General features: G+C 60.0%; 16 protein-coding genes. 5 read left to right on the top strand and 11 right to left on the bottom strand.

Annotated elements, in window-relative coordinates; all coding sequences use genetic code 11:
- The first annotated feature begins 24 nt into the window (after positions 1 to 24).
- The 4 genes from nagA (at position 25) to nagE (ending at position 6,572) form a co-directional block, all read left to right on the top strand.
- On the top strand, positions 25 to 1,131 hold the full coding sequence (gene nagA, locus ACQ4MY_RS01710; RefSeq protein WP_440093389.1) for an N-acetylglucosamine-6-phosphate deacetylase: 1,107 nt from the start codon (positions 25 to 27) through the stop codon (positions 1,129 to 1,131).
- Entirely contained in the window at positions 1,112 to 2,134 is a 1,023-nt protein-coding gene (locus ACQ4MY_RS01705; RefSeq protein WP_440093387.1) for an SIS domain-containing protein, read from the top strand. The genes nagA and ACQ4MY_RS01705 overlap by 20 nt, the downstream gene beginning before the upstream one ends.
- A 188-nt stretch (positions 2,135 to 2,322) precedes the next feature.
- Positions 2,323 to 4,836 carry a phosphoenolpyruvate--protein phosphotransferase gene (ptsP, locus tag ACQ4MY_RS01700; RefSeq protein WP_440093385.1) on the top strand — a complete coding sequence of 838 codons (2,514 nt, stop codon included), beginning with the start codon at positions 2,323 to 2,325 and terminating at the stop codon, positions 4,834 to 4,836.
- 23 nt (positions 4,837 to 4,859) lie between these two features.
- Entirely contained in the window at positions 4,860 to 6,572 is a 1,713-nt protein-coding gene (nagE, locus tag ACQ4MY_RS01695; protein WP_440093384.1) for an N-acetylglucosamine-specific PTS transporter subunit IIBC, read from the top strand.
- Positions 6,573 to 6,820: 248 nt separating this feature from the next.
- On the opposite strand, the gene ACQ4MY_RS01690 is transcribed toward nagE, so the two are convergent.
- From ACQ4MY_RS01690 to purL, 3 genes are all read right to left on the bottom strand, one after another.
- The gene (locus ACQ4MY_RS01690) at positions 6,821 to 7,183 is read right to left on the bottom strand and encodes a DUF6124 family protein (RefSeq protein ID WP_440093381.1); all 363 of its coding nucleotides are present in this window, start codon (positions 7,181 to 7,183) and stop codon (positions 6,821 to 6,823) included.
- A gap of 1,129 nt (positions 7,184 to 8,312) precedes the next feature.
- The gene (locus tag ACQ4MY_RS01685) at positions 8,313 to 8,633 is read right to left on the bottom strand and encodes an NGG1p interacting factor NIF3 (RefSeq protein WP_440093379.1); all 321 of its coding nucleotides are present in this window, start codon (positions 8,631 to 8,633) and stop codon (positions 8,313 to 8,315) included.
- A gap of 5 nt (positions 8,634 to 8,638) precedes the next feature.
- Entirely contained in the window at positions 8,639 to 12,535 is a 3,897-nt protein-coding gene (gene purL, locus ACQ4MY_RS01680) for a phosphoribosylformylglycinamidine synthase (protein ID WP_440093377.1), read from the bottom strand.
- Between the two features lie 285 nt (positions 12,536 to 12,820).
- Between purL and mltF the strand changes: the two genes are divergently transcribed.
- The gene (mltF, locus tag ACQ4MY_RS01675; RefSeq protein ID WP_081500510.1) at positions 12,821 to 14,281 is read left to right on the top strand and encodes a membrane-bound lytic murein transglycosylase MltF; all 1,461 of its coding nucleotides are present in this window, start codon (positions 12,821 to 12,823) and stop codon (positions 14,279 to 14,281) included.
- A gap of 83 nt (positions 14,282 to 14,364) precedes the next feature.
- On the opposite strand, the gene pdxJ is transcribed toward mltF, so the two are convergent.
- The 8 genes from pdxJ to lptF form a co-directional block, all read right to left on the bottom strand.
- Positions 14,365 to 15,111, bottom strand: coding sequence for a pyridoxine 5'-phosphate synthase (gene pdxJ, locus ACQ4MY_RS01670; RefSeq protein WP_008083632.1), 747 nt, complete (start codon positions 15,109 to 15,111; stop codon positions 14,365 to 14,367).
- A 207-nt stretch (positions 15,112 to 15,318) separates the two neighbouring features.
- Positions 15,319 to 16,008 (bottom strand): DNA repair protein RecO, encoded by a 690-nt coding sequence (gene recO, locus ACQ4MY_RS01665; protein ID WP_158831734.1) that lies wholly within the window; start codon positions 16,006 to 16,008, stop codon positions 15,319 to 15,321.
- Positions 16,009 to 16,122: 114 nt separating this feature from the next.
- Positions 16,123 to 17,025: a GTPase Era gene (gene era / locus ACQ4MY_RS01660; RefSeq protein ID WP_007909024.1), complete on the bottom strand. Its 903-nt coding sequence runs from the start codon at positions 17,023 to 17,025 to the stop codon at positions 16,123 to 16,125.
- Entirely contained in the window at positions 17,018 to 17,707 is a 690-nt protein-coding gene (rnc, locus tag ACQ4MY_RS01655; RefSeq protein WP_016986099.1) for a ribonuclease III, read from the bottom strand. The genes era and rnc overlap by 8 nt, the downstream gene beginning before the upstream one ends.
- A gap of 169 nt (positions 17,708 to 17,876) precedes the next feature.
- The gene (lepB, locus tag ACQ4MY_RS01650) at positions 17,877 to 18,731 is read right to left on the bottom strand and encodes a signal peptidase I (RefSeq protein ID WP_008083637.1); all 855 of its coding nucleotides are present in this window, start codon (positions 18,729 to 18,731) and stop codon (positions 17,877 to 17,879) included.
- Between the two features lie 5 nt (positions 18,732 to 18,736).
- The gene (gene lepA, locus ACQ4MY_RS01645) at positions 18,737 to 20,536 is read right to left on the bottom strand and encodes a translation elongation factor 4 (RefSeq protein WP_008083639.1); all 1,800 of its coding nucleotides are present in this window, start codon (positions 20,534 to 20,536) and stop codon (positions 18,737 to 18,739) included.
- Between the two features lie 173 nt (positions 20,537 to 20,709).
- Positions 20,710 to 21,771 (bottom strand): LPS export ABC transporter permease LptG, encoded by a 1,062-nt coding sequence (gene lptG, locus ACQ4MY_RS01640; protein WP_008083641.1) that lies wholly within the window; start codon positions 21,769 to 21,771, stop codon positions 20,710 to 20,712.
- Positions 21,764 to 22,885: an LPS export ABC transporter permease LptF gene (gene lptF, locus ACQ4MY_RS01635; protein WP_158831730.1), complete on the bottom strand. Its 1,122-nt coding sequence runs from the start codon at positions 22,883 to 22,885 to the stop codon at positions 21,764 to 21,766. Before lptF ends, lptG begins: the two co-directional genes overlap by 8 nt.
- Positions 22,886 to 22,910 lie beyond the last annotated feature (25 nt).

Here is a 22,910-nt window from a genome sequence, read left to right as displayed (position 1 = left end):
GCGCAGCCACAAGCGAGAACCAAAATGTCCGAAGACAACATCCTCACCGCCAGCGGCTGGATTCGCGGCCGGCTGATCCACGAACACGGCAAAGTCGTGTCGATCGAAGGCGTACCTTGCGATCCGGCAACCAATGACCTGCCGTATCTGCTGCCGGGCTTCATCGACCTGCACGTGCATGGCGGCGGCGGCAAAGACATCATGGAAGGCGCCAGCGCTTTCGAGACCATCACCAAAACCCACGTGCGTTTTGGTACCACCTCGCTGCTGGCCACCACCATGACCGCGCCGAGTGCCGAGATCTCCAGCGTGTTAAAGGAAGTCGGAGAATTCTACGAACAGCGTCCGAAAGGTGCCGCCCGCGTTCTCGGCGTCCACCTCGAAGGCCCGTACATCAATCCCGGCAAACTTGGTGCGCAACCGAACTTCGCCCACACCGCGTTGATGGCCGAAGTCGAAGAATACTTGGCACTGGCACCGATCCGCGTGATCACCATCGCCCCGGAAATCGCCGGTCACGACGCGTTGATTCGTGAACTGAGCAGCCGTGGCGTGCGTATGCAAATCGGCCACACCCTCGGCAGTTACGAGGAAGGCGTTGCTGCAATGGAGGCTGGCGCGACCAGTTTCACTCACCTCTACAACGCCATGAGCCCGCTGCATCATCGCGAGCCGGGCATCGTTGGCGCGGCACTCGCCCACGCCAAATTCGCCGAACTGATTCCGGACTTGCTGCACGTGCATCCCGGCGCGATTCGCGTGGCCCTGCGCTCAATCCCGTGCCTGTATTGCGTCACCGATTCGACCGCCGCCGCCGGCATGCCCGACGGTGAGTACAAGCTCGGCAGCCACACGGTGACCAAATGCCTGGGCGGCGTGCGCCTGCCCGATGGCACGTTGGCCGGCAGCACGCTGACCATGGATCAGGCCCTGCGCAACCTGGTGAAGATCGGTTTGCCGATCGCCGAGGCTTCGCAGCGTCTGTCGCAATTCCCCGCCGACTACCTCGGCATCACCGAACGCGGGCGCCTTGCACCAGGTGCCTGGGCCGACTGCGTGCGGCTCGATCGCTCACTCACACTGACCGCCGTCATGGTCGAAGGAGAAGACATTGACTTCAAAAATGCTTGAGGAGGCGCTGTCCTCCTTCGAGGCCGTGCAAGCCCAACTGCAACAGCTCGACCCGCAAATGATCGAGATCGCCGGGCGCCTGCGTCGTCAGCCACCGCAAGTGGCGATGACCGTCGCGCGTGGAAGCTCCGACCACGCGGCGAGCTATTTCGCTTACCTGACCATGCAGCAACTGGGCGTGCCGGTGGCGTCGTTGCCGATGTCAGTGGTGACCATGCAGCAAGCGCCGTTGAAGGTCAGTGGTCAGGTCGCGTTCGCCTTTTCGCAATCGGGACAAAGCCCGGATCTGGTCAACAGCCTGCGTCTGTTGCGCAAGCGTGGCGCGCTCAGTGTGTCGATGGTCAACGCCGCCGATTCGCCACTGGAAGCTGCGTGTGAGTTCAGCGTGCCGCTGCTCGCCGGGACTGAAAGTAGCGTCGCCGCGACCAAGAGTTTTATCGCCACTCTCAGCGCCAGCGCTCGTTTGATCGCGCACTGGAAAGAGGACAGCGAATTGCTCGAGGCCGGTAACGCCCTGCCTGAAGGCCTGCGCGAAGCGGCAAAACAGGACTGGAGCGTGGCCATCGAAGCGTTGCGCGATTGCGAGCGTTTGATGGTGATCGGCCGTGGTGCCGGTTTCGCCATCGCTCAGGAAGCGGCGCTGAAATTCAAGGAAACCTCGGCGATTCAGGCCGAAGCGTTCAGCAGCGCCGAAGTGCGTCACGGCCCGATGGCGTTGATCGACGAACACTATCCGTTGCTGGTTTTCGCACCGCGCGGTGCTGAACAGGCTGGCCTGTTGAGCCTGGCAGCAGAAATGCGCCAACGCGGCGCCCGCGTGTTGCTGGCCGCACCGGACGACCTGACCGAACGCGACTTGACCCTGACCCGCGCCGAACACCCGGCGCTCGATCCGATTCTGGCGATCCAGAGCTTCTACGTGATGGCGGCAGGTTTGGCCGTGGCCCGTGGCATGGACCCGGACCAACCGCGCCACCTGAGCAAAGTAACCCGCACGCACTGACACCCGTTGATCGATGCATAACCCTATCGGCGGATGCAGAACCGTCGATTGATGCACAACCCCTGTAGGAGCTGCCGAAGGCTGCGATCTTTTGATTTTGATTCACAAAAAACAAGATCAAAAGATCGCAGCCTGCGGCAGCTCCTACAGGGGATATCGAACCGAGATTTAACCGATGAGACCGAGCCATGCACAACAACAATAAAGAGCTGACCCTCAGCGCCCCGCTCAGCGGCCCGGTGCTCACGCTCGCCAAAGTCCCGGACCCGGTGTTCGCCAGCGGCGCAATGGGTGACGGCATCGCCATCGACCCAATCAACGACACGCTGTACTCGCCGTGCGCCGGGGTGATCATCCACGTCGCCCGCACCGGCCACGCACTCACCGTGCGTGCCGACAACGGCGCGGAAATCCTCCTGCATCTGGGCCTCGACACCGTGGAGTTGAACGGCGAAGGTTTCTCGATGCTGGTCAAGGAAGGTGGTCGCGTGACTCAAGGCCAGCCGTTGTTGCGCTACGACCTGGACAAGGTCGGCCAGCAGTGCAAAAGCCTCGTCAGCCTGTTGATCCTGACCAACAGTCAGGATTTTCAGGTACGTCCGATTACGCTGAAAGCGGTGAAAGTCGGCGATCCGCTGCTGCACATTGTTGCGCGCAACGGTTCGGCAGCGAGCGCCGAAGTCGTCGGTGGGCCAGAGGTTTATGGTCATGTGTTGGTGGCGCATCGCGGCGGCTTGCATGCGCGCCCGGCAGCGCTGATTCGGCAGACCGCGCAAGGTTTCAAGAGTCAGTCGCAACTGCACTTCGGTGGTAAATCGGCGCCGTGCAACAGCCTGATCGGTTTGATGGGATTGGCGGTTGGCGAACAGGATGAAGTGCAGGTCAGCTGTCAGGGGCCGGATGCTGAAGCGGCGCTGCAAGCGTTGCTCACGGCGCTGGCGACTGCCCTGCCGGATGATCATCACGCGGCGGCACCGGTCAGTATTGCCCCTCTTAAGCGCCCGGCCGAGGCAGGTGTGTTGCACGGTGTCTGCGCCGCGCCGGGACTGGTCGGTGGACCGCTGTTCCGTTTGAATGCGATCAGTTTGCCGGCGGATACGGGCAATCACGATCCGCTGCAACAACAGCAAGTGCTTGAAGCTGCACTGCAACAGGTCAGCAGCGAAATCGACGGCACCCTCGCCCAAGCGAAAAAACACAAGAACGCCGACGAAGAAGCAATCTTCGCCGCACACTTGGCGTTGCTGGAAGACCCGGCATTGCTCGACGCGGCACAACAATCCATCGAACAAGGCATTGCGGCGACTCACGCCTGGAGCCAGTCGATCGATGTGCAATGCGAAGTGCTGCAACACACCGGCAGCGCACTCTTGGCCGAACGCGCCAATGATCTGCGCGACCTCAAACAACGCGTGCTGCGCGTGTTGCTCGGTGAAGTGCGGAATTACGATGTGCCTGCAGGCGCCATTGTCGCGGCGCATGAACTGACCCCCTCGGATCTGCTGCAACTCAGCACGCAAGGCGTCGCCGGTTTGTGCATGGCCGAGGGTGGCGCGACTTCACACGTGGCGATACTCGCTCGCGGTAAAGGTCTGCCGTGCATGGTTGCACTGGGTTCGGCGTTGCTTCATCAGCCGCAAGGCCAATCAGTAGTGCTCGACGCTGACGGTGGACGTCTCGAACTGACACCAAATGCCGATCGTTTGGCTGAAGTTCAACAGGCGCAAATCGATCGCCAGCAACTTCGCGACGCGCAGCAGGCCAAAGCTCACTTGCCAGCAGAAACGCGAAATGGCGTGCACATCGAAGTCGTCGCCAATGTCGCCTCCAGCGCTGAAGCGGCAGATGCCTTTGCCAACGGCGCCGATGGCGTCGGTCTGCTACGCACCGAGTTTTTGTTCGTCGACCGGCAGACTGCTCCGGACGTGGAAGAGCAACGCAGCGCCTACCAAGCTGTGATCGATGCGATGGGCGATAAGTCAGTCATCATCCGCACCATCGACGTCGGCGGCGACAAGCAACTCGATTACCTGCCGCTGCCGATCGAAGCCAACCCGGTGCTCGGTCTGCGCGGCATTCGTCTGGCTCAGGCCCGTCCGGAAATCCTCGATCAGCAACTGCGCGCGCTGCTGCAAGTCAGCCCGCTGCGTCGCTGCCGAATCCTGTTGCCAATGGTTACCGAAGTCGACGAACTGCTGCACATTCGCCAGCGCGTAGAAGCGCTGTGCCTGGAGATGAACATCGCTCAGCGTCCAGAAATCGGCGTAATGATCGAAGTCCCCGCCGCCGCATTACAGGCCGAACAACTCGCCGAACACGCTGACTTCCTCTCCATCGGCACCAACGATTTGTCGCAATACACCTTGGCTATGGATCGCGATCACGCCGGTCTGGCCGCCCGCGTCGACGCCCTGCACCCGGCGCTGCTGCGCCTGATCGCCATGACCTGCGAAGGCGCGGCGGTGCACAAGCGTTGGGTCGGTGTCTGCGGCGCCCTCGCCTCCGATCCGCTGGCGACGCCGGTGTTGATCGGTCTGGGCGTTACCGAATTGTCGGTCAGCCCGGTGCAAATCGGTGAAATTAAGGATCGCGTGCGCCAGGTGCACGAAGCCGAATGCCAGCGCCTCAGCCGCGACCTGCTCAAGTTGAGCAGCGCCGCCGCCGTGCGCCACGCCTGTCATCAACATTGGCCACTGCGCTAACAAAAACAACAAGGACAAACGCCATGTATCAACTCTTTATCGAAGGCCTGCAACGCCTCGGCCGCGCGCTGATGCTGCCGATCGCGATCCTGCCGATTGCCGGCCTGCTCCTGCGTCTGGGTGACACTGACCTGCTGAACATCGCGATCATCCACGATGCCGGCCAGGTGATCTTCGCCAACCTGGCAATGATCTTCGCCATCGGCATCGCCGTCGGTTTCGCCAAGGACAACAACGGCACCGCCGGCCTCGCCGGGGTGATCGGTTACCTGGTGATGATCTCCACGCTGAAGGTGCTCGATGCGAGCATCAACATGGGCATGCTCGCCGGCATCGTCGCCGGCCTGATGGCTGGCGCGCTGTACAACCGCTTCAAGGACATCAAGTTGCCGGAGTATCTGGCGTTCTTCGGTGGCCGGCGGTTTGTGCCGATTGTCACCGGGTTCGCAGCGGTCGGTCTGGGCGTGGTGTTCGGCTACATCTGGCCGCCGATCCAGCACGGCATCAACGCCTTCGGCGCCTTGATGATGGAAAGCGGCAGCATCGGCGCGTTCGTGTTTGGCGTGTTCAACCGCCTGCTGATCGTCACCGGCCTGCACCACATCCTTAACAACATGGCGTGGTTTGTGTTCGGCAACTTCACCGACCCAACCACTGGTGCACTGGTGACTGGCGACTTGTCGCGCTACTTCGCCGGCGATCCGAAGGGTGGCCAGTTCATGACCGGCATGTTCCCGATGATGATCTTCGGCCTGCCGGCGGCGTGTCTGGCGATGTACCGCAATGCGCTGCCGGAACGCCGCAAAGTCATGGGCGGGATTTTCCTGTCGATGGCGCTGACTTCGTTTTTGACCGGGGTGACTGAACCGATTGAATTCGCCTTTATGTTCCTCGCACCGCTGCTGTATCTGCTGCATGCGCTGCTGACCGGGTTGTCGATGGCGATTACCAACGCGCTGAACATTCACTTGGGATTCACGTTTTCCGGCGGTTTTATCGACATGACTCTCGGCTGGGGCAAGTCCACCAATGGTTGGCTGGTGTTCCCGGTTGGGTTGGCTTACGCGGTGATCTACTACTTCGTCTTCGACTTCTGCATTCGTCGCTTCAATCTGAAAACGCCGGGGCGTGAGGATGTCGCTGTCAGTGAAAAAGCCGTACTGACTGAAAACGAGCGCGCCAGTGCATACATCAAGGCGTTGGGCGGCGCTGAAAATCTGCTGACGGTTGGCGCCTGCACCACGCGGTTGCGGCTGGAGATGGTTGATCGCAACAAGGCTTCGGATGCTGATCTGAAAGCGCTGGGTGCGATGGCGGTTGTGCGCCCCGGCAAGGGCGGCAGTTTGCAGGTAGTGGTCGGGCCGATGGCGGACAGCATTGCGGATGAGATTCGACTGGCGATGCCTTCTCTCGGACGTGCAGTTTTGGTTGAAACCGCTGTTGTTGATGAGCCGAAAGTTGTAGCCGTTGCCGGTTCCGAGGCGCAGCAATGGCTGAATGCGCTGGGCGGCGGCGACAATGTGCTGCAACTGGATTGCATTGCGATGACACGGATTCGCCTGCAATTGGCGGATGGCAAGGCGTTGTCCGAGGCGCAGTTGAAGGATCTGGGTTGTCACGGTGTCAGCCAGTTGGATGGCGGGGTCTGGCATTTGCTGGTGGGGGATAAAGCAGCGAGTTTGAGCGGGGCACTGGAAAGCCTGGTCAACCGAAGTGAGGTCAGCGCCAAGGCCTGACCCTACACATCACCCCTGTAGGAGCTGCCGCAGGCTGCGATCTTTTGATTTTGCTTTTTTACAATCATAAGCAAGAGCAAAAGATCGCAGCCTCGTTTCACTCGACAGCTCCTACAGGGAAGCTATCTATCCGAAGAATCAGGCCGTCATCGCTGGCAAGCCAGGCTCCCACAGGTTCTTCACTGTTCTCAAAATTGTGCACGACCTTGTGGGAGCCAGCCTGCTGGCGATGAACGATGACGCGGTCGTCAGGTTTGTGGATCGACTCGATCCAGTGCGCGGTTTACTGCGAGTTCGGCGAGCATGATGATTTGCTGGATGGCTAGAGCCGTGCTGCGTTGCAAGCCGCCTAGCTCGGTTGCGAAGTTGCTGGCCATGGCGTTTGCTGAGGCCAACGATTCACAGGCGTGGGCGAGCAGGCTTTCGGTGTCGACGCTGGGGTGGACGAGGAACATGGTGCTCGGTTGTCGGGGTTTGGCGGGATCGGGGCTGAGGTAGAAATCGAGGGCGCGTTTGATGGCTTCGCGGTTTTTGGCGAGGTCTTCGGCGCGAATGGCGGCTTCGAGTGGGGTGATGGTTTCGTGGGGTGGATCTGGTATTAGCTTGTCCAAAATTCAACTCCTGCTACTGCAAGTGAGGATGCCATCGTTCGCCGGATCTCACGCGGCGAAGAGGTGGCAGCTATGTGCAGGGTGAGATCCACCGGAGCAGGCAACCGGCCAGACCGAAGTCTGCCCGCACACAGCCGCCATAACACAGGCAGCAGATTGAGCTGGCGCCAATTATCGTAGTGTTGGCGCTAGTTGCAAGCTTTCCGGGGATCTCACGCCCGGTCGCTGAATTGGCAGCGACAGGCAAAGACTAGAGAGCGGGCGTCCGACGGACAACCTGAAAACCTTGTGGGAAGGTTCTGCTATTTCTACACAAACCTAAACAGACTCAGATTCTTTGGTGATTGGACTGACCCCATCGCCAGCAGGCTGGCTCCCACAGTTTTGACCTGATGTATTCAGACAGAAATTGGTTGGGTGTCAGGCCGCCATCGCTGGCAAGCCAGGCTCCCACAGGGATTGTGGTGCATCTGCGGGTGATTGGTTGCTGTGAGGTTGTTATCGCGAGCAGGCTCACTCCTACAGTTGGATTGGGTACACCTGCAAGAAACAGGTCGGCTGGCAGTACGCCTTCGCGAGCAAGCTCAGCTCCTACGACAGCAAGATCAAAAGATCGCAGCCTGCGGCAGCTCCTACAAGGGCAGAAGCCGAACGCGCCGCGCTCCTCACCACTCAACAGGATGAGCGCAAGCTCGGCTGCAGCTTTTGATCTTGATCCACAGGCCCCGTCGGCAGGCTGAGTGGAGGGATTTATCCGGGGGTGGGAGCGCAGCGACCGTTTGGCGCAGCCAAATGCATCGAGAGGAGGTGCAGCGAAGCAAACCGGAGGCGATGCGCCCGGATGAATTCCGGATCGAAGGAACCCCGAGCCCTAGCGAGCGGGCCGAACGTTGGGGCAAGCCTTTTTGGTTACTTTTGAGGCGTTTGTCAAAAGTGACCCGCCGTAAGGGCGGAACCGTCAGCCGCAGCGCCCGAAGAATCGGATATTCACTCAGCCAGACAGAGCATGGTCGCCTGTCAGGGCGCCATCGCGAGCAGGCTCACTCCTACAGAAAAGCAAATCGGGGGCAACAAAAAACCCGCAGACAATCACTCATCTGCGGGTTTCCCGTTTCAGCCGCCAGGAAGATCAGAAATCTTCCAGCCGCCACACCTCATAAGCCGGCGTCTCGTAGGGATGACTAAGCTTCAAAGCCGCCACAACAGCAACAATCAACTCATCCGCCACCACAAGCTCAACCTTCCATTCCTCAACCTGCTCAACCTGCTCAACCTGTCCCGTTTCACCAATGAACGGCTGACTGCCGTCCAAAGGTCGAAACTGGCCCAGACCAAGCACCTGCCACGCACAGTGGTCATAGTCACCGATCCGCCCACCACCGGCAGCGAACACAGCCCCTTTGACCACCTCGACATGACTGTCAGGAACAAAAAACGCCAGCTTATACACGACGATCAGTTAACCCAAACGCGTGCATTACGGAACATACGCATCCAAGGTGCGTCCTCGTTCCAGTCCTCCGAACGCCACGAGTTCTGCACGGCACGGAACACACGCTCCGGGTGCGGCATCATGATCGTCACACGGCCATCTCGGCTGGTGAGACCAGTAATCCCGCGCGGCGAACCGTTCGGGTTAGCCGGATACTTCTCGGTAACCTTGCCATGGTTGTCGACGAAACGCATCGCCACGCAACCGGACAGATCGGCTTCCAGCAGTGCTTCTTCGCTGGAGAACTCGGCGTGACCTTCACCGTGAGCAATGGCGATCGGCATACGCGAACCGGCCATGCCCTGCAGGAAGATCGAGTTCGACTCCTGGATCTGCACCATCGCCACACGCGCTTCGAACTGCTCGGAGCGGTTACGCACGAAGTGCGGCCAGAACTCGCTGCCCGGGATCAGCTCGTGCAGGTTGGACATCATCTGGCAACCGTTGCACACGCCAAGGGTGAAGCTGTCGTTACGCTCGAAGAAGCCCTGGAACGCATCGCGGGCGCGGCTGTTGAACAGTGCCGACTTGGCCCAGCCTTCACCGGCGCCGAGCACGTCGCCGTAGGAGAAACCACCGCACGCCACCAGACCTTTGAACTCGTTCAGGTCAACACGCCCAGCGAGAATGTCGCTCATGTGCACGTCGATCGCGTTGAAACCGGCGCGGTCGAACGCAGCGGCCATTTCCACCTGACCGTTGACGCCCTGCTCACGCAGCACGGCAACCTGTGGGCGAATGCCTTTCTTGATGTAAGGCGCGGCGATGTCCTGGTTGACGTCGTAGCTGAGCTTGACGCTCAGGCCCGGGTTGTCTTCTTCCAGCAGCACGTCGAATTCTTGCTCGGCACAGTCGGCGTTATCGCGCAGACGCTGGATCTGGTAGCTGGTTTCAGCCCAGGTACGTTGCAGCAGACGACGCTGGCCTTCGAACACGGTGTCACCGTTGAAGGTGATGTTGATCTGGCCATTGTTGATCGGCTGACCGATCACCGACACGCAGTCGCCCAGACCGGCCGCGCTGAATTGCGCGAGGATGTCTGGTGTGGCGTCCTGACGAACCTGGATCACTGCGCCCAGTTCTTCGTTGAACAGGATCGCGGCGATGTCGGCGGTGGTTTCTGCCAGACCGTCGAGGTTCAGGCTCAGACCGCAGTGGCCGGCGAAGGCCATTTCCACCACGGAGGTCAGCAGACCACCGTCGGAACGGTCGTGGTACGCCAGCAGGTGACCGTCGGCGTTGAGGCCCTGGATCACCGCGAAGAAGGCTTTCAGGTCTTCAGCGTCATCAACGTCCGGCGCGTGTTTGCCGAGCTTGCCGTGGGTCTGTGCAAGGATCGAAGCACCCATACGGTTCTGACCGCGACCGAGGTCGATCAGGATCAGGTCGGTGGTGCCCTTGTCCATGCGCAGTTCCGGGGTCAGGGTCTGACGGATGTCAGCCACTGGCGCGAAACCGGTCACGATCAGCGACATCGGCGAGGTCACGGTTTTTTCTTCGCCGTTGTCGTTCCAACGGGTAGCCATGGACATCGAGTCCTTGCCCACCGGAATGGTGATGCCCAGCTCAGGGCACAGCTCCATACCGACCGCTTTCACGGTGTCGTACAGACGCGCGTCTTCGCCCGGGTGGCCGGCAGCGGACATCCAGTTCGCCGACAGTTTGATGTCGGAGATCTTGTTGATGCGCGACGCGGCGATGTTGGTCAGGGTTTCGCCGATGGCCATGCGGCCCGACGCCGGGGCGTCCAGCAGAGCCAGCGGAGTGCGCTCGCCCATTGCCATCGCTTCACCGGTGTAAACGTCGAAGCTGGTGGCGGTGACGGCAACGTCGGCCACCGGAACCTGCCACGGGCCGACCATTTGGTCACGGGCCACAAGGCCGGTGATGGTGCGGTCGCCGATGGTGATCAGGAAGCTCTTGCTCGCCACGGCCGGGTGATGCAGAACGCGTTCGATGGACTCGCTGATGTCGAGGTTCGACGGATCGAAGTCATCGCCCATTTCAGCTTCGCGAACCACCGAGCGGTGCATGCGCGGGGCCTTGCCCAGCAACACTTCCAGTGGCATGTCCACCGGGTTATTGCCGAAGTGGCTGTCGGTCACGGTCAGTTGCGGCTCGGCAGTCGCCTCGCCCACTACGGCAAACGGGCAGCGCTCGCGTTCGCAAATCGCCTGGAAGCGCGCGAAGTCTTCCGGGCCGACGGCCAGAACGTAACGTTCCTGGGATTCGTTGGACCAGATTTCGTGCGGGGCCATGCCCGGCTCGTCGTTGGGAATGTTGCGCAGTTCGAAACGGCCACCGCGGTCGCCGTCGTTGACCAGTTCCGGGAAGGCGTTGGACAGACCGCCCGCGCCGACGTCGTGGATGAAGCTGATCGGGTTTTTGTCACCCAGTTGCCAGCAACGGTCGATGACTTCTTGGCAGCGACGCTCCATCTCAGGGTTTTCACGCTGTACGGAAGCGAAGTCGAGATCCGCCGAGCTGGTGCCGGTGGCCATCGAGGAAGCCGCGCCGCCACCCAGACCGATCAACATCGCCGGGCCGCCGAGGACGATCAGCTTGGAGCCTACGACGATCTCGCCTTTCTTGACGTGCTCTTCGCGGATGTTGCCCATGCCGCCGGCCAACATGATCGGCTTGTGGTAACCACGAACTTCGTCACCGTGCGGGGTGGTGATCGACTGTTCGAAGGTACGGAAGTAGCCAGTCAGGGCCGGACGACCGAATTCGTTGTTGAACGCAGCGCCACCGAGCGGGCCTTCGATCATGATGTCCAGCGCGGTAACGATGCGCTCAGGTTTGCCGTACGGCACTTCCCACGGCTGTTCGAAGCCCGGGATCTGTAGGTTGGAAACGGTGAAACCGGTCAGGCCAGCCTTTGGCTTGGCGCCACGACCGGTTGCACCTTCGTCACGGATCTCGCCGCCGGAACCGGTCGATGCACCCGGGAACGGAGCAATCGCGGTCGGGTGGTTGTGGGTTTCAACCTTCATCAGGATGTGCACCGGCTCCTGCACCGCGCCGTACTGGCGGGTTTCAGGGTTCGGGAAGAAACGGCCGGCAACGTTGCCGACGATCACCGAGGCGTTGTCCTTATAAGCCGACAGAACGCCTTCGCTGTGCATCACGTAGGTGTTCTTGATCATGCCGAACAGGCTTTTTTCCTGGTTCTCACCATCAATATCCCAACTGGCGTTGAAGATCTTGTGGCGGCAGTGCTCGGAGTTGGCCTGGGCGAACATCATCAGTTCGATGTCGTGCGGGTTGCGCTTCAAGCCATTGAAGGCGTCGACCAGATAGTCGATTTCGTCTTCAGCCAGGGCGAGGCCCAGCTCGGTGTTGGCTTTTTCCAGCGCGGCGCGACCGCCACCGAGGATGTCGATCGCGGTCAGCGGCTTCGGTTCGGCGTGGCTGAACAGACCGGCGGCCTGTTCGAGGTTGGCCAGCACGATCTGCGTCATGCGGTCATGCAGCACGTCGGAGATCTGTTGCGCTTCGGCGTCGCGGAACTGACCGGCAACGTAGAACGCGATACCGCGCTCCAGACGCTGGATCTTGCTCAGGCCGCAGTTGCGGGCGATGTCGCTGGCCTTGCTCGACCATGGCGAGATGGTGCCGAAACGCGGCAACACCAGAAACAGACGACCGGTCGGCTCTTGTACCGGAACGCTTGGGCCGTACTTCAGAAGGCGCGCTAGCACCTGCTGTTCGTCGCCGGTCAGGTCGCCGGTGACTTCGGCGAAGTGAGCGAATTCAGCATACAGGCCACTGACAGCTGGAACCTTCTGGCTCAGTTGCTCAAGGAGTTTGCTGTGGCGAAAGGCAGAAAGGGCAGGAGCGCCGCGCAGGATCAACATCTTCGGGACAGCCTCGGGAAGGGGTGTGCTTTGAGGCCGTGCATTCTAGCCTAAACCGCCCTCAACATCACCCGAAACGCTACGCACGGTTGCACTCGGGTATCAATCTGTGTTTCCGACTCCAGAGTCAGGTAAATCGGCTATACAGAGGCCGCTTATTTTTACTGTAACAAAAAGCCGCGAAGCCCCGTTTCCAAGGGGTTTCGTGCGGTTTTGTGATCGCTAGCAGACTGGCCCTGCGCTGTCGAGATATGGCGCCCGCAGCCGTTTGCGTATACTGCGCAGATGTTTTTCCCAACGGCTTTGCGTCCGCGGTACGCCAAATGGCTGATCGCAACCGGACTCTTCCTGATGCTCAGTGGCTGTGTTGATAAACCCAACACGCTGGAGCGCATAAAGGAGGATGGTGTGCTGCGCGTGATTACACGCAACAGCCCCGCCACCTACTTTCAGGATCGCAGCGGTGAAACCGGCTTCGAATACGAGCTGGTGAAGCGTTTCGCCGACGATTTGGGTGTCGAATTGAAAATCGAGACCGCCGACAACCTCGACGACCTTTTCAATCAGATCGGCAAACCCAACGGCCCGGTGCTGGCCGCCGCCGGCCTGGTCAGCAGCGAGCAGCGCAAGCAGCAGGTGCGGTTCTCGCATTCCTACCTTGAAGTCACCCCGCAGATCATTTATCGCAATGGTCAGTCGCGGCCAACCGACCCGGGTGATCTGGTCGGCAAGAAGATCATGGTGCTCAAGGGCAGCACCCACGCCGAACAACTGGCGGAGCTGAAAAAGAAATTTCCCGGCATCGAATACGAAGAGTCCGACGCGGTTGAAGTGGTCGACCTGCTGCGCATGGTCGATGAAGGTCAGATTGACCTGACCCTGGTCGACTCCAACGAAGTGGCGATGAACCAGGTGTATTTCACCAACATCCGCGTCGCCTTCGACCTCGGCGATGCGCGTAGCCAAAGCTGGGCGGTAGGCCCGGGCGAAGACAACAGCCTGCTCAACGAGATCAACGCGTATCTGGACAAAGTGCAGAAGAACGGCACCCTGCAACGCCTGAAAGACCGCTATTACGGCCACGTCGACGTGCTTGGCTACATGGGCGCCACGACCTTCGCCCAGCACTTGCAGCAGCGCCTGCCGAAGTACGAACAGCACTTCAAGAATTACGCAAAGAAAGAGAAAGTCGACTGGCGCTTGCTCGCGGCCATTGGTTATCAGGAATCGCTCTGGCAACCGACCGTCACCTCGAAGACCGGCGTGCGCGGGCTGATGATGCTGACCCAGAACACTGCGCAGGCGATGGGCGTGTCCAACCGCCTCGATCCGAAGCAGAGCATCATGGGCGGGGCGAAATACCTGGCTTATATGAAGGATCAGCTCGACGATTCGATCAAGGAACCGGATCGCACCTGGTTCGCCCTGGCGGCGTACAACGTCGGCAGCGGTCACCTCGATGACGCGCGCAAACTGACGGCCAAGGAAGGGTTGAACCCGGACAAATGGCTGGACGTGAAGAAGATTTTGCCGCGCCTGTCGCAGAAGCAGTGGTACAGCAAAACCCGTTACGGCTATGCCCGGGGCGGCGAACCGGTGCATTTTGTGGCGAACATTCGTCGTTATTACGACATTCTGACCTGGGTGACGCAGCCGCAGCTTGAGGGCGACCAAGTGGCTGAAGGCAATTTGCATGTGCCGGCCATCGACAAGTCAAAACCTGCTCAAGAACCTGCCCCGCTTTAAAGCAAAAGATCGCAGCCTTCGGCAGCTCCTACAGGGATACACATTCCAATGTAGGAGCTGCCGAAGGCTGCGATCTCTTGATCTTAACCCTTCAGAGCTGCAGCCAGAATCAGCGCTTTCATCTCGGACACTGCGGACTTGAAGCCAACGAACAACGCATGCGCCACCAGCGCATGGCCGATGTTCAGCTCGTTGATCCCCTTGATCGCCGCAACCGCCTCAACGTTGTGATAGTGCAGGCCATGACCGGCATTGACGATCAGCCCCTGCGCCAGACCAAACGCCACGCCATCCGCAACGCGCTGCAGTTCTTCAGCCACTTCCGTCGGCGTTTCAGCATCGGCATAACGCCCGGTGTGCAGTTCGATCGCCGGTGCGCCAACGCGCTTCGACGCTGCAATCTGCCGCTCATCAGCATCGATGAACAGCGACACTTCGCTGCCAATCTTCGACAGACGCTCAACCGCAGCCTTGATCCGCTCTTCCTGCCCCGCTACATCCAGACCACCCTCGGTCGTCAGTTCCTGACGGGTTTCCGGCACCAGGCAGATGTGCGCCGGACGGATACGCTCGGCGAACGCCATCATTTCTTCGGTGACGCCCATTTCGAAGTTCATGCGGGTCTGCAGCACGTCTTTAAGCAAGAGCACATCGCGCTCCTGAATGTGCCGGCGGTCTTCACGCAGGTGAACAGTGATGCCATCAGCACCCGCCTCTTCCGCATCCAGCGCCGCCTTGACCGGGTCCGGATAACGCGTGCCACGGGCCTGACGCAGGGTGGCGACGTGGTCGATGTTCACGCCAAGAAGAATGCGATTGCTGGTGGTCACGGGTGCGCGCTCCTGAAGAAAAAGATTCGGCGCACAGCATACACGGTGAAGGGTCTGTTTACGTCTGGGCGCGGCGGCAACGGGATGCTGGCTGAGTGCAGGGCAAGGCGCGAGGAACGAAGTTTGGTTGCGCCAAATGAGTTCCGAGCAACGCAGCCCTGCGCGCAGCCAGCGCCCGTTGCGCCGCGTCCAGACGTAAACAGACCCTTAGGGCTTGCGAAACAGCTCGCGACTAACGAGAGGACGGCCACCCAAGTGAACGGCGAGTGCCTGGCGCATCAGGCGCTTGGCTGCGGAGAGTGCGCCCGGTGCAGTCCAGTCGGCTTCGGCCATGGCGAGCAATTCGACGCCGTTGAACAGGCCGGGTTGCAGCAGAAAAACGCGCTCCAGGCCGGCATCCACTTGCAGGCGATAGAGGCCGTCTTCGGCTATCGGTTCGCCGTGGATATCGGTGTTCAGCGAGAAGCCATAACCGAGATCATCCAGCAAACGCCATTCGAAGGAACGCAGCAGCGGCTCCAGCGGACGGCCTTCGGCCAACGCCAGCAAGGTCGCGGCGTAGTGATCGAAGACGCCAGGATGCGGGTCTTCGGCAGGGAGCAAACGGATCAGCAGTTCATTGAGATAGAGTCCGCTGAACAGCGCCTCACCGTTGAGCCACGCCGAAGTGCCCGAACTTTCCATGCGCCCGACATTCTTCAGCTCACCCTTGCCACGGAACTCGACTTCCAGCGACACGAACGGCCGCGCCAAGGTCCCGGCCTTGCCCCGCGCACTGCGCAACACTGCCCGCAGCCGACCTTGCGGCGTGAGGAAATCCACCAGCGCACTGGTTTCGCGATAGGCGCGACTGTGCAGGACGTAGGCGGGTTGGGCGGGAGGTGGGGTTTGCGACATGAACGTTGTTTCCCGATCAGGGATTGCAAAAAAGATCGCAGCCTTCGGCAGCTCCTACAGGTGTACGTCATGTAGGAGCTGCCGAAGGCTGCGATCTTTTGATCTTCGAATCGCTTACAGGTCGCCGTAACCCAGCGAACGCAGCGCGCGCTCGTCGTCGGACCAGCCGCCCTTCACCTTCACCCACAGATTGAGCATGATCTTGGAGTCGAACAGCAGCTCCATGTCCTTGCGCGCTTCGGTGCCGATGCGTTTGATGCGCTCGCCTTTATCGCCAATGATGATCTTCTTCTGGCCGTCACGCTCAACGAGGATCAAGGCGTGGATGTGCAGGGTCTTGCCCTGCTGCTTGAACTCTTCGATCTCGACGGTGATCTGGTACGGCAGCTCGGCGCCCATCTGGCGCATGATTTTCTCGCGTACCAGTTCGGCGGCGAGGAAACGGCTGCTGCGGTCGGTGATCTGGTCTTCCGGGAAGAAGTGATCGTTCTCCGGCAGGTGATCGGCAATGACCTTTTCCAGCGCGTCGAGGTTGTGGCCATGCTGCGCGGAAATCGGAATGATCTGCGCGTTTGGCAGTTGTTCCTGCAGCCAGCTCAGGTGCGGCATCAGCTCGGCTTTGTCTTCAATGCGGTCGGTCTTGTTCAGCGCGACGATCAGCGGGCCGGTCACGTACTGCACGCGCTCCAGGACCATCTGGTCTTCGTCGGTCCACTTGGTGCGATCGACCACGAAGATCACCACGTCGACGTCTTTCAACGCTGCCGAAGCGGTCTTGTTCATGTAACGGTTCAGGGCCTTTTCGCCACCCTTGTGCATGCCCGGGGTGTCAACGTAGATCGCTTGCACGTCACCCTCGGTTTTGATCCCGAGCATGTTATGGCGAGTGGTCTGCGGCTTGCGCGAGGTGATCGCGAGCTTCTGGCCGAGGATGTGGTTCAACAACGTCGACTTGCCGACGTTGGGACGGCCGACGATGGCAACATAGCCACAGCGAGTTGCGTTTGTATCAGTCATTGCCATTCTCCACGCCCAAGGCAATCAGTGCTGCGGCGGCCGCTACCTGTTCGGCAATACGACGGCTCACACCCTGACCTCGGCTTTTTTCATTCAGTAAGACAACTTCGCATTCGACGAAGAAGGTTCGGCAGTGCGGCTCGCCCTGGATATCCACCACTTCGTAGCGTGGCAGATCGCAACCGCGCGATTGCAGGTGTTCCTGCAGGCGGGTTTTCGGGTCCTTGTTGGTATCGACCAGCGTCAGGCCTTCGAACTCGCCAGCCAGCCAGGCCAGGACGCGTTCACGCGCCATGTCCATGCCGGCGTCGAGGTAGATTGCACCGATCAGCGCTTCGAGGGCATCGGCCAGAATCGATTCGCGACGGAAACCGCCGCTCTTCAATTCACCGGAACCCAAGCGCAGGTAATCGCCAAGGTCGAAACCACGCGCCAGCACGGCCAGCGTCTCACCTTTCACCAGGCGTGCGCGCAAACGCGACAACTGGCCTTCGCGGGCCAGCGGGAAGCGATCGAACAGCGCCTCGCCAGCAACGAAGTTGAGGATGGCATCACCGAGGAATTCCAGGCGTTCGTTGTTGCGCCCGGCAAAACTGCGGTGCGTGAGTGCCAGAAGCATCAGCTCCTGATCCTTGAAGGTGTAACCGAGCTGGCGCTCGAGACGGCTTAGAGAAACGCTCACGGTTTACCCACGCTGAGTTCGTGGCTGGATTCCACTGCCATCGCCGGGATACGGCGCAGGCCTGGGACAATTAACGCTGTGTTCAAAAATTAAATCCTGGCGATAGCGAAGCCGATTGTGCCGGCTCCAGAAATGCATTCGGCGCTGTGGTCAACAGCGCCGTGTGTGATTACTTGATCAGGCCAACCCGCGAGAAATTCGGCAGGTGACTGAGTTTCGGTTCCGGCCAGCTCATCCAGACCGCGAAGGCCTTGCCGACGATATTCTGGTCGGGAACCATGCCCAGCAGATCCTTGGGAATGTTCGGATCATCCCAGTAGCGACTGTCGTTCGAGTTGTCGCGGTTGTCGCCCATCATGAAGTAGTGCCCGGCCGGCACAGTCCAGCTGTGGTCCGGGGTGGCGCGGTAGCGGCTCATTTCCTTGCGGATCAGATGCTCTGCGGCGCCGAGTTTTTCTTTGTACAGTTCGGCGCTGCCCAAGGTACCCGGTTCGGAGCCCACCAACTGTTCGGCAATCGATTCGCCATTGACGAACAGACGCTTGTCAGCGGTGTAGCGCACCGTGTCGCCTGGCAGACCGACTACACGTTTGATGTAGTTGACGTTCGGGTCGCTCGGGTAGCGAAACACCATCACATCGCCACGCTGTGGATCACCGACTTCGATGATTTTCTTGTCGATCACCGGCAGGCGGATCCCGTAAGAAAACTTGCTCACCAGAATGAAGTCGCCGACGTCCAGGGTCGGTTTCATCGAACCGGACGGAATCTGGAACGGCTCCACCAGGAACGAACGCAGCACCAGCACGATGAACAACACCGGGAAGAACGACTTGCCGTATTCAACCAGCAGCGGCTCTTTGTTGAGTTTCTCGACCACCACGACATCTGGCTGACCGACACTGCCCTGATAAGAGGCAATGGCAGCACGCCGACGCGGTGCAAGGATCAACAGATCGAGCAACGCCAACAGGCCGCAGACGAACACGGCGATGACCAGCAACAGCGGGAAATTTAGTGACATAGGACCTAACTATCCAACCTGAGCACTGCAAGGAAGGCTTCTTGTGGAATTTCCACGTTGCCGACCTGCTTCATGCGTTTCTTACCGGCCTTTTGCTTCTCGAGCAGTTTCTTCTTACGGCTGACGTCACCACCGTAGCATTTGGCCAATACGTTCTTTCTGAGTGCCTTGACGGTTGTCCGGGCAACGATCTGACCACCAATGGCAGCCTGAATCGCTACGTCGAACATCTGACGCGGAATCAGTTCTTTCATCTTCTCGGTCAACTGGCGACCTTTGTAGTGCGAGTTGTCACGGTGCACGATCAATGCGAGGGCATCGACCTTGTCGCCGTTGATCAGCACGTCCAGTTTCACCAGATTAGCCGATTGGTAACGATCGAAGTGGTAGTCCAGCGAAGCATAGCCGCGGCTGGTGGATTTGAGACGGTCGAAGAAGTCCAGCACCACTTCGTTCATCGGCAAGTCGTAAGTGACCTGCACCTGATTGCCGAGGAACAGCATGTCGACTTGAACGCCACGCTTCTCGATGCACAGAGTGATGACGTTACCCAAGTGCTCTTGCGGCACGAGGATATTGGCGCGCACGATCGGCTCGCGCATGTCTTCGATCGACGACACATCCGGCAGCTTGGATGGGTTGTCGACGTAAATCGTTTCACCGGTTTTCAGCACCAGCTCGAAAATTACCGTCGGCGCGGTGGTGATCAGGTCCAGGTCGTACTCGCGCTCGAGGCGCTCCTGGATGATTTCCATGTGCAGCATGCCGAGGAAGCCGCAACGGAAGCCGAAGCCCAGGGCATCGGAGCTTTCCGGGGTGTATTGCAGCGACGAGTCGTTGAGGGTCAGCTTCTGCAGCGCTTCGCGGAAATCTTCGAAGTCGTCGGAGCTGACCGGGAACAGACCGGCGTAAACCTGTGGCTGGATGCGTTTGAAGCCGGGCAGCACTTCAACGTCCGGGGTCGAGGCCAGGGTCAGGGTGTCACCAACCGGTGCACCGTGAATGTCCTTGATGCTGGCGATGATGAAGCCTACTTCGCCGGCTTTCAGATCCGTGGTGGCGGTGTGTTTCGGGTTGAACACGCCCACGCTGTCGACCAGATGGATCTTGCCGGTGGACTTGACGAGGATCTTGTCGCCCTTCTTCACGCGACCATGACGCACACGCACCAGGGAAACAACGCCCAGGTAGTTGTCGAACCAGGAGTCGATGATCAACGCTTGCAGCGGATCTTCGATGTTGCCGGTCGGCGCAGGAATGGTGTGCACCAGACGCTCGAGCACTTCGTCGACACCCAGGCCGGTTTTGGCGCTGCAGGTGACGGCGTCGGTGGCATCGATGCCGATGATCTTCTCGATTTCGTCTTTGACGCGATCAGGATCGGCCTGTGGCAGGTCGATCTTGTTCAGTACCGGCATGACCTCAAGGCCCTGCTCGATGGCGGTGTAGCAGTTGGCCACGGACTGGGCTTCAACGCCTTGACCGGCATCGACCACCAGCAGTGCACCTTCACACGCGGCCAGGGAACGGCTGACTTCGTAGGTGAAGTCGACGTGACCCGGGGTGTCAATGAAGTTCAGCTGGTACTTGATACCGTCTTTGGCGGTGTAATACAGGGTGACGCTGTGGGCCTTGATGGTGATCCCGCGTTCACGTTCCAGATCCATGGAATCCAGTACCTGGGCTTCCATTTCACGCTCGGCCAGGCCGCCGCACATCTGGATGAAGCGATCGGCCAGCGTCGACTTGCCATGGTCAATGTGGGCGATGATGGAGAAATTGCGGATATGACTCAAATCACTCACGGATCAACACTCAAAAAGGCTGCAGGCATAGCCCGCCGAAAAATAGCCGGGAATTGTACCTGATACACGGCGCAAGCGTCACGTTCGCCTGTCACCCGGATTGCATGCAAAAACGCCCCGATCTGTCGATCGAGGCGTTTTCGAGGTTTAAAGCACGGGTATTTCGCCCGTCATCAACCGGCTCTTCGCAGCAGCCAGACACCCGCCAGCGCACAGACACCCGCCGGCACCAGCACCGCGAACAACGGCGAGAAACCGAACACCAGGCTCGAAGGGCCGAGCAAATCCTGGACGATACGGAAGGTGAAGCCCACCAGTACGCCGGTGAACACACGCTGACCGAGGGTCACCGAGCGCAACGGGCCGAAGATGAAGGAAATCGCCATCAGCACCAGGGCGGCAGTGACCAGCGGTTGCAACACCTTGACCCAAAATGCCAGCCAGTAGCGACCGTTGCTCAGTCCTTGTTCGGACAGATAGTGGATGTAACCCCACAAGCCACTGATCGACAGCGATTCCGGCGCCATGACCACGGTGCTGAGCAATTGCGGGCTCAGCGACACGTCCCAACGCTCGGTCGGAGTGTTCACCACCTCAGTGTTGCGCTCATGAAAAACCGTGGTCGCGACGTCGGTGAGCTGCCAATGATTACCGTCGAACTCGGCCTTCTTGGCGAAGCTCGAACTGAGCAGATGGCGTTCCTTGTCGAAGTGGTAGCGGGTCACGCCATACAGCAGGCCGTTCGGTTGCACCGCGTTGATGTGGATGAACTCGTCACCCTGACGGTGCCACATACCGTGCTTGGCACTTTGCGCATCGCCGCTGCCTTGGGCCAGCGAGCGATTGGCCTGAGCCATGCTTTCCGTGGCTGGCGCGACGTATTCGCCGATCAGCACACCGGCCAGCATCAGCACCAGCATCGGCTTCATCACCGCCCAGACAATACGGCCGATCGACACGCCCGCTGCACGCATGACCGTCAGCTCACTGCTGCTGGCCAGACTGCCGAGGCCGATCAGACAGCCGATCAGCGCCGCCATCGGCAACATTTCGTAGAGACGGCGTGGCGCGGTCAGCAAGACGAAGCTCAGCACGTCAAGCAGGGTGTAGGTGTCGCTGACGTCGCCCATTTCATCGATAAAGGCAAACAGCGTCGCCAGACCGAGGATGATCGCCAACACGGCGATGATCGCCATGAACACGCTGCTGCCGATATAGCGGTCGAGTTTAACCACGAGCCACCTCCAGCGCAGCAGAGCGACGACTGGCCATCTTCAGACGCATCGGCTCCCAATAGAGCAGGCCGAGACCGATGACCAGGAAGATCGCGTGCACCCACCACAGACCGAGGGCCGGTGGGATCTTGCCTTTTTCAAGGGCGCCGCGAGCGGCAATCAGGATGGTCAGGTAAGCCATATAAAGAAGAATCGCCGGCAGCAGCTTGAGGAAACGCCCCTGGCGCGGGTTCACGCGCGACAGCGGCACCGCCATCAGGGTCACGATAAATACCAGCAGCGGCAGGGACAGACGCCACTGCAGCTCGGTGCGCGAGCGAATGTCGTCGCTGCCCAACAGGGCCGATGTCGGCATGGCGTCGCGGTCGGTGACCTCTTCGCTGACGTCTGGCTTGGGCAGTTGCACGCCATAGGTCTCGTAATGAATCGCTCGGTAGTCGGCCTGACCCGGACTGCCGTCATAGCGGTAGCCATTGTCGAGAATCAGGTAACGGTTACCGTCGGGACGCACTTCCTGCCGGCCCTTCTCGGCCACCAGCACGGAAATCCCGCGATCCTTCTGATCGGCACCGAGGTTTTTCTGCGAGATGAACACGCTGCCCAGATTGACGCGATCGTCGCTCAGGGTTTCGGTGTAGGTCACCCGAGTGCCGTCACGCAGCGCCTGAAAACGGCCAGGTTCAAGGGTGTCGAATTCGGTCAGGGCGTCCTGCTTGTTCAGCAGCAACTGGAACTGGTTGGCACCTTGCGGGGCCAGGCCAAGGCTCAGCCATGCCACTACCAGCGCCACCAGGGTCGCCGGAAACAGGGTCATGCGAAACAGCTTCTGCTGGCTCATGCCGGTGGCCGAGAGCACGGTCATTTCGCTTTCGAGGTACAGGCGCCCGTAAGCCAGCAAGATCCCGAGAAACAGGCCCAGCGGCAGAATAAGTTGCAGGAACCCCGGCAGACGAAAGCCCATGATCAGGAACAAAGAACCCGGATCGAGCTGGCCGGCAGCGGCCTGAGCGAGGTATTTGATGAAACGACCGCTCATGATGATGACCAGCAGCACGGCACTCACGGCACTGAGGGTCAACAGGACTTCGCGGGACAGATAACGGAAGACGATCAAACCAGACACTCCAGGGTTGTCAGGC

This window comes from Pseudomonas sp. SM4, from assembly GCF_051913165.1.
Taxonomy (GTDB): Bacteria; Pseudomonadota; Gammaproteobacteria; order Pseudomonadales; family Pseudomonadaceae; genus Aquipseudomonas.
The sequence above is the reverse complement of the archived record's forward strand: the minus strand, read 5'-3'. Positions and strand labels throughout refer to the sequence as shown.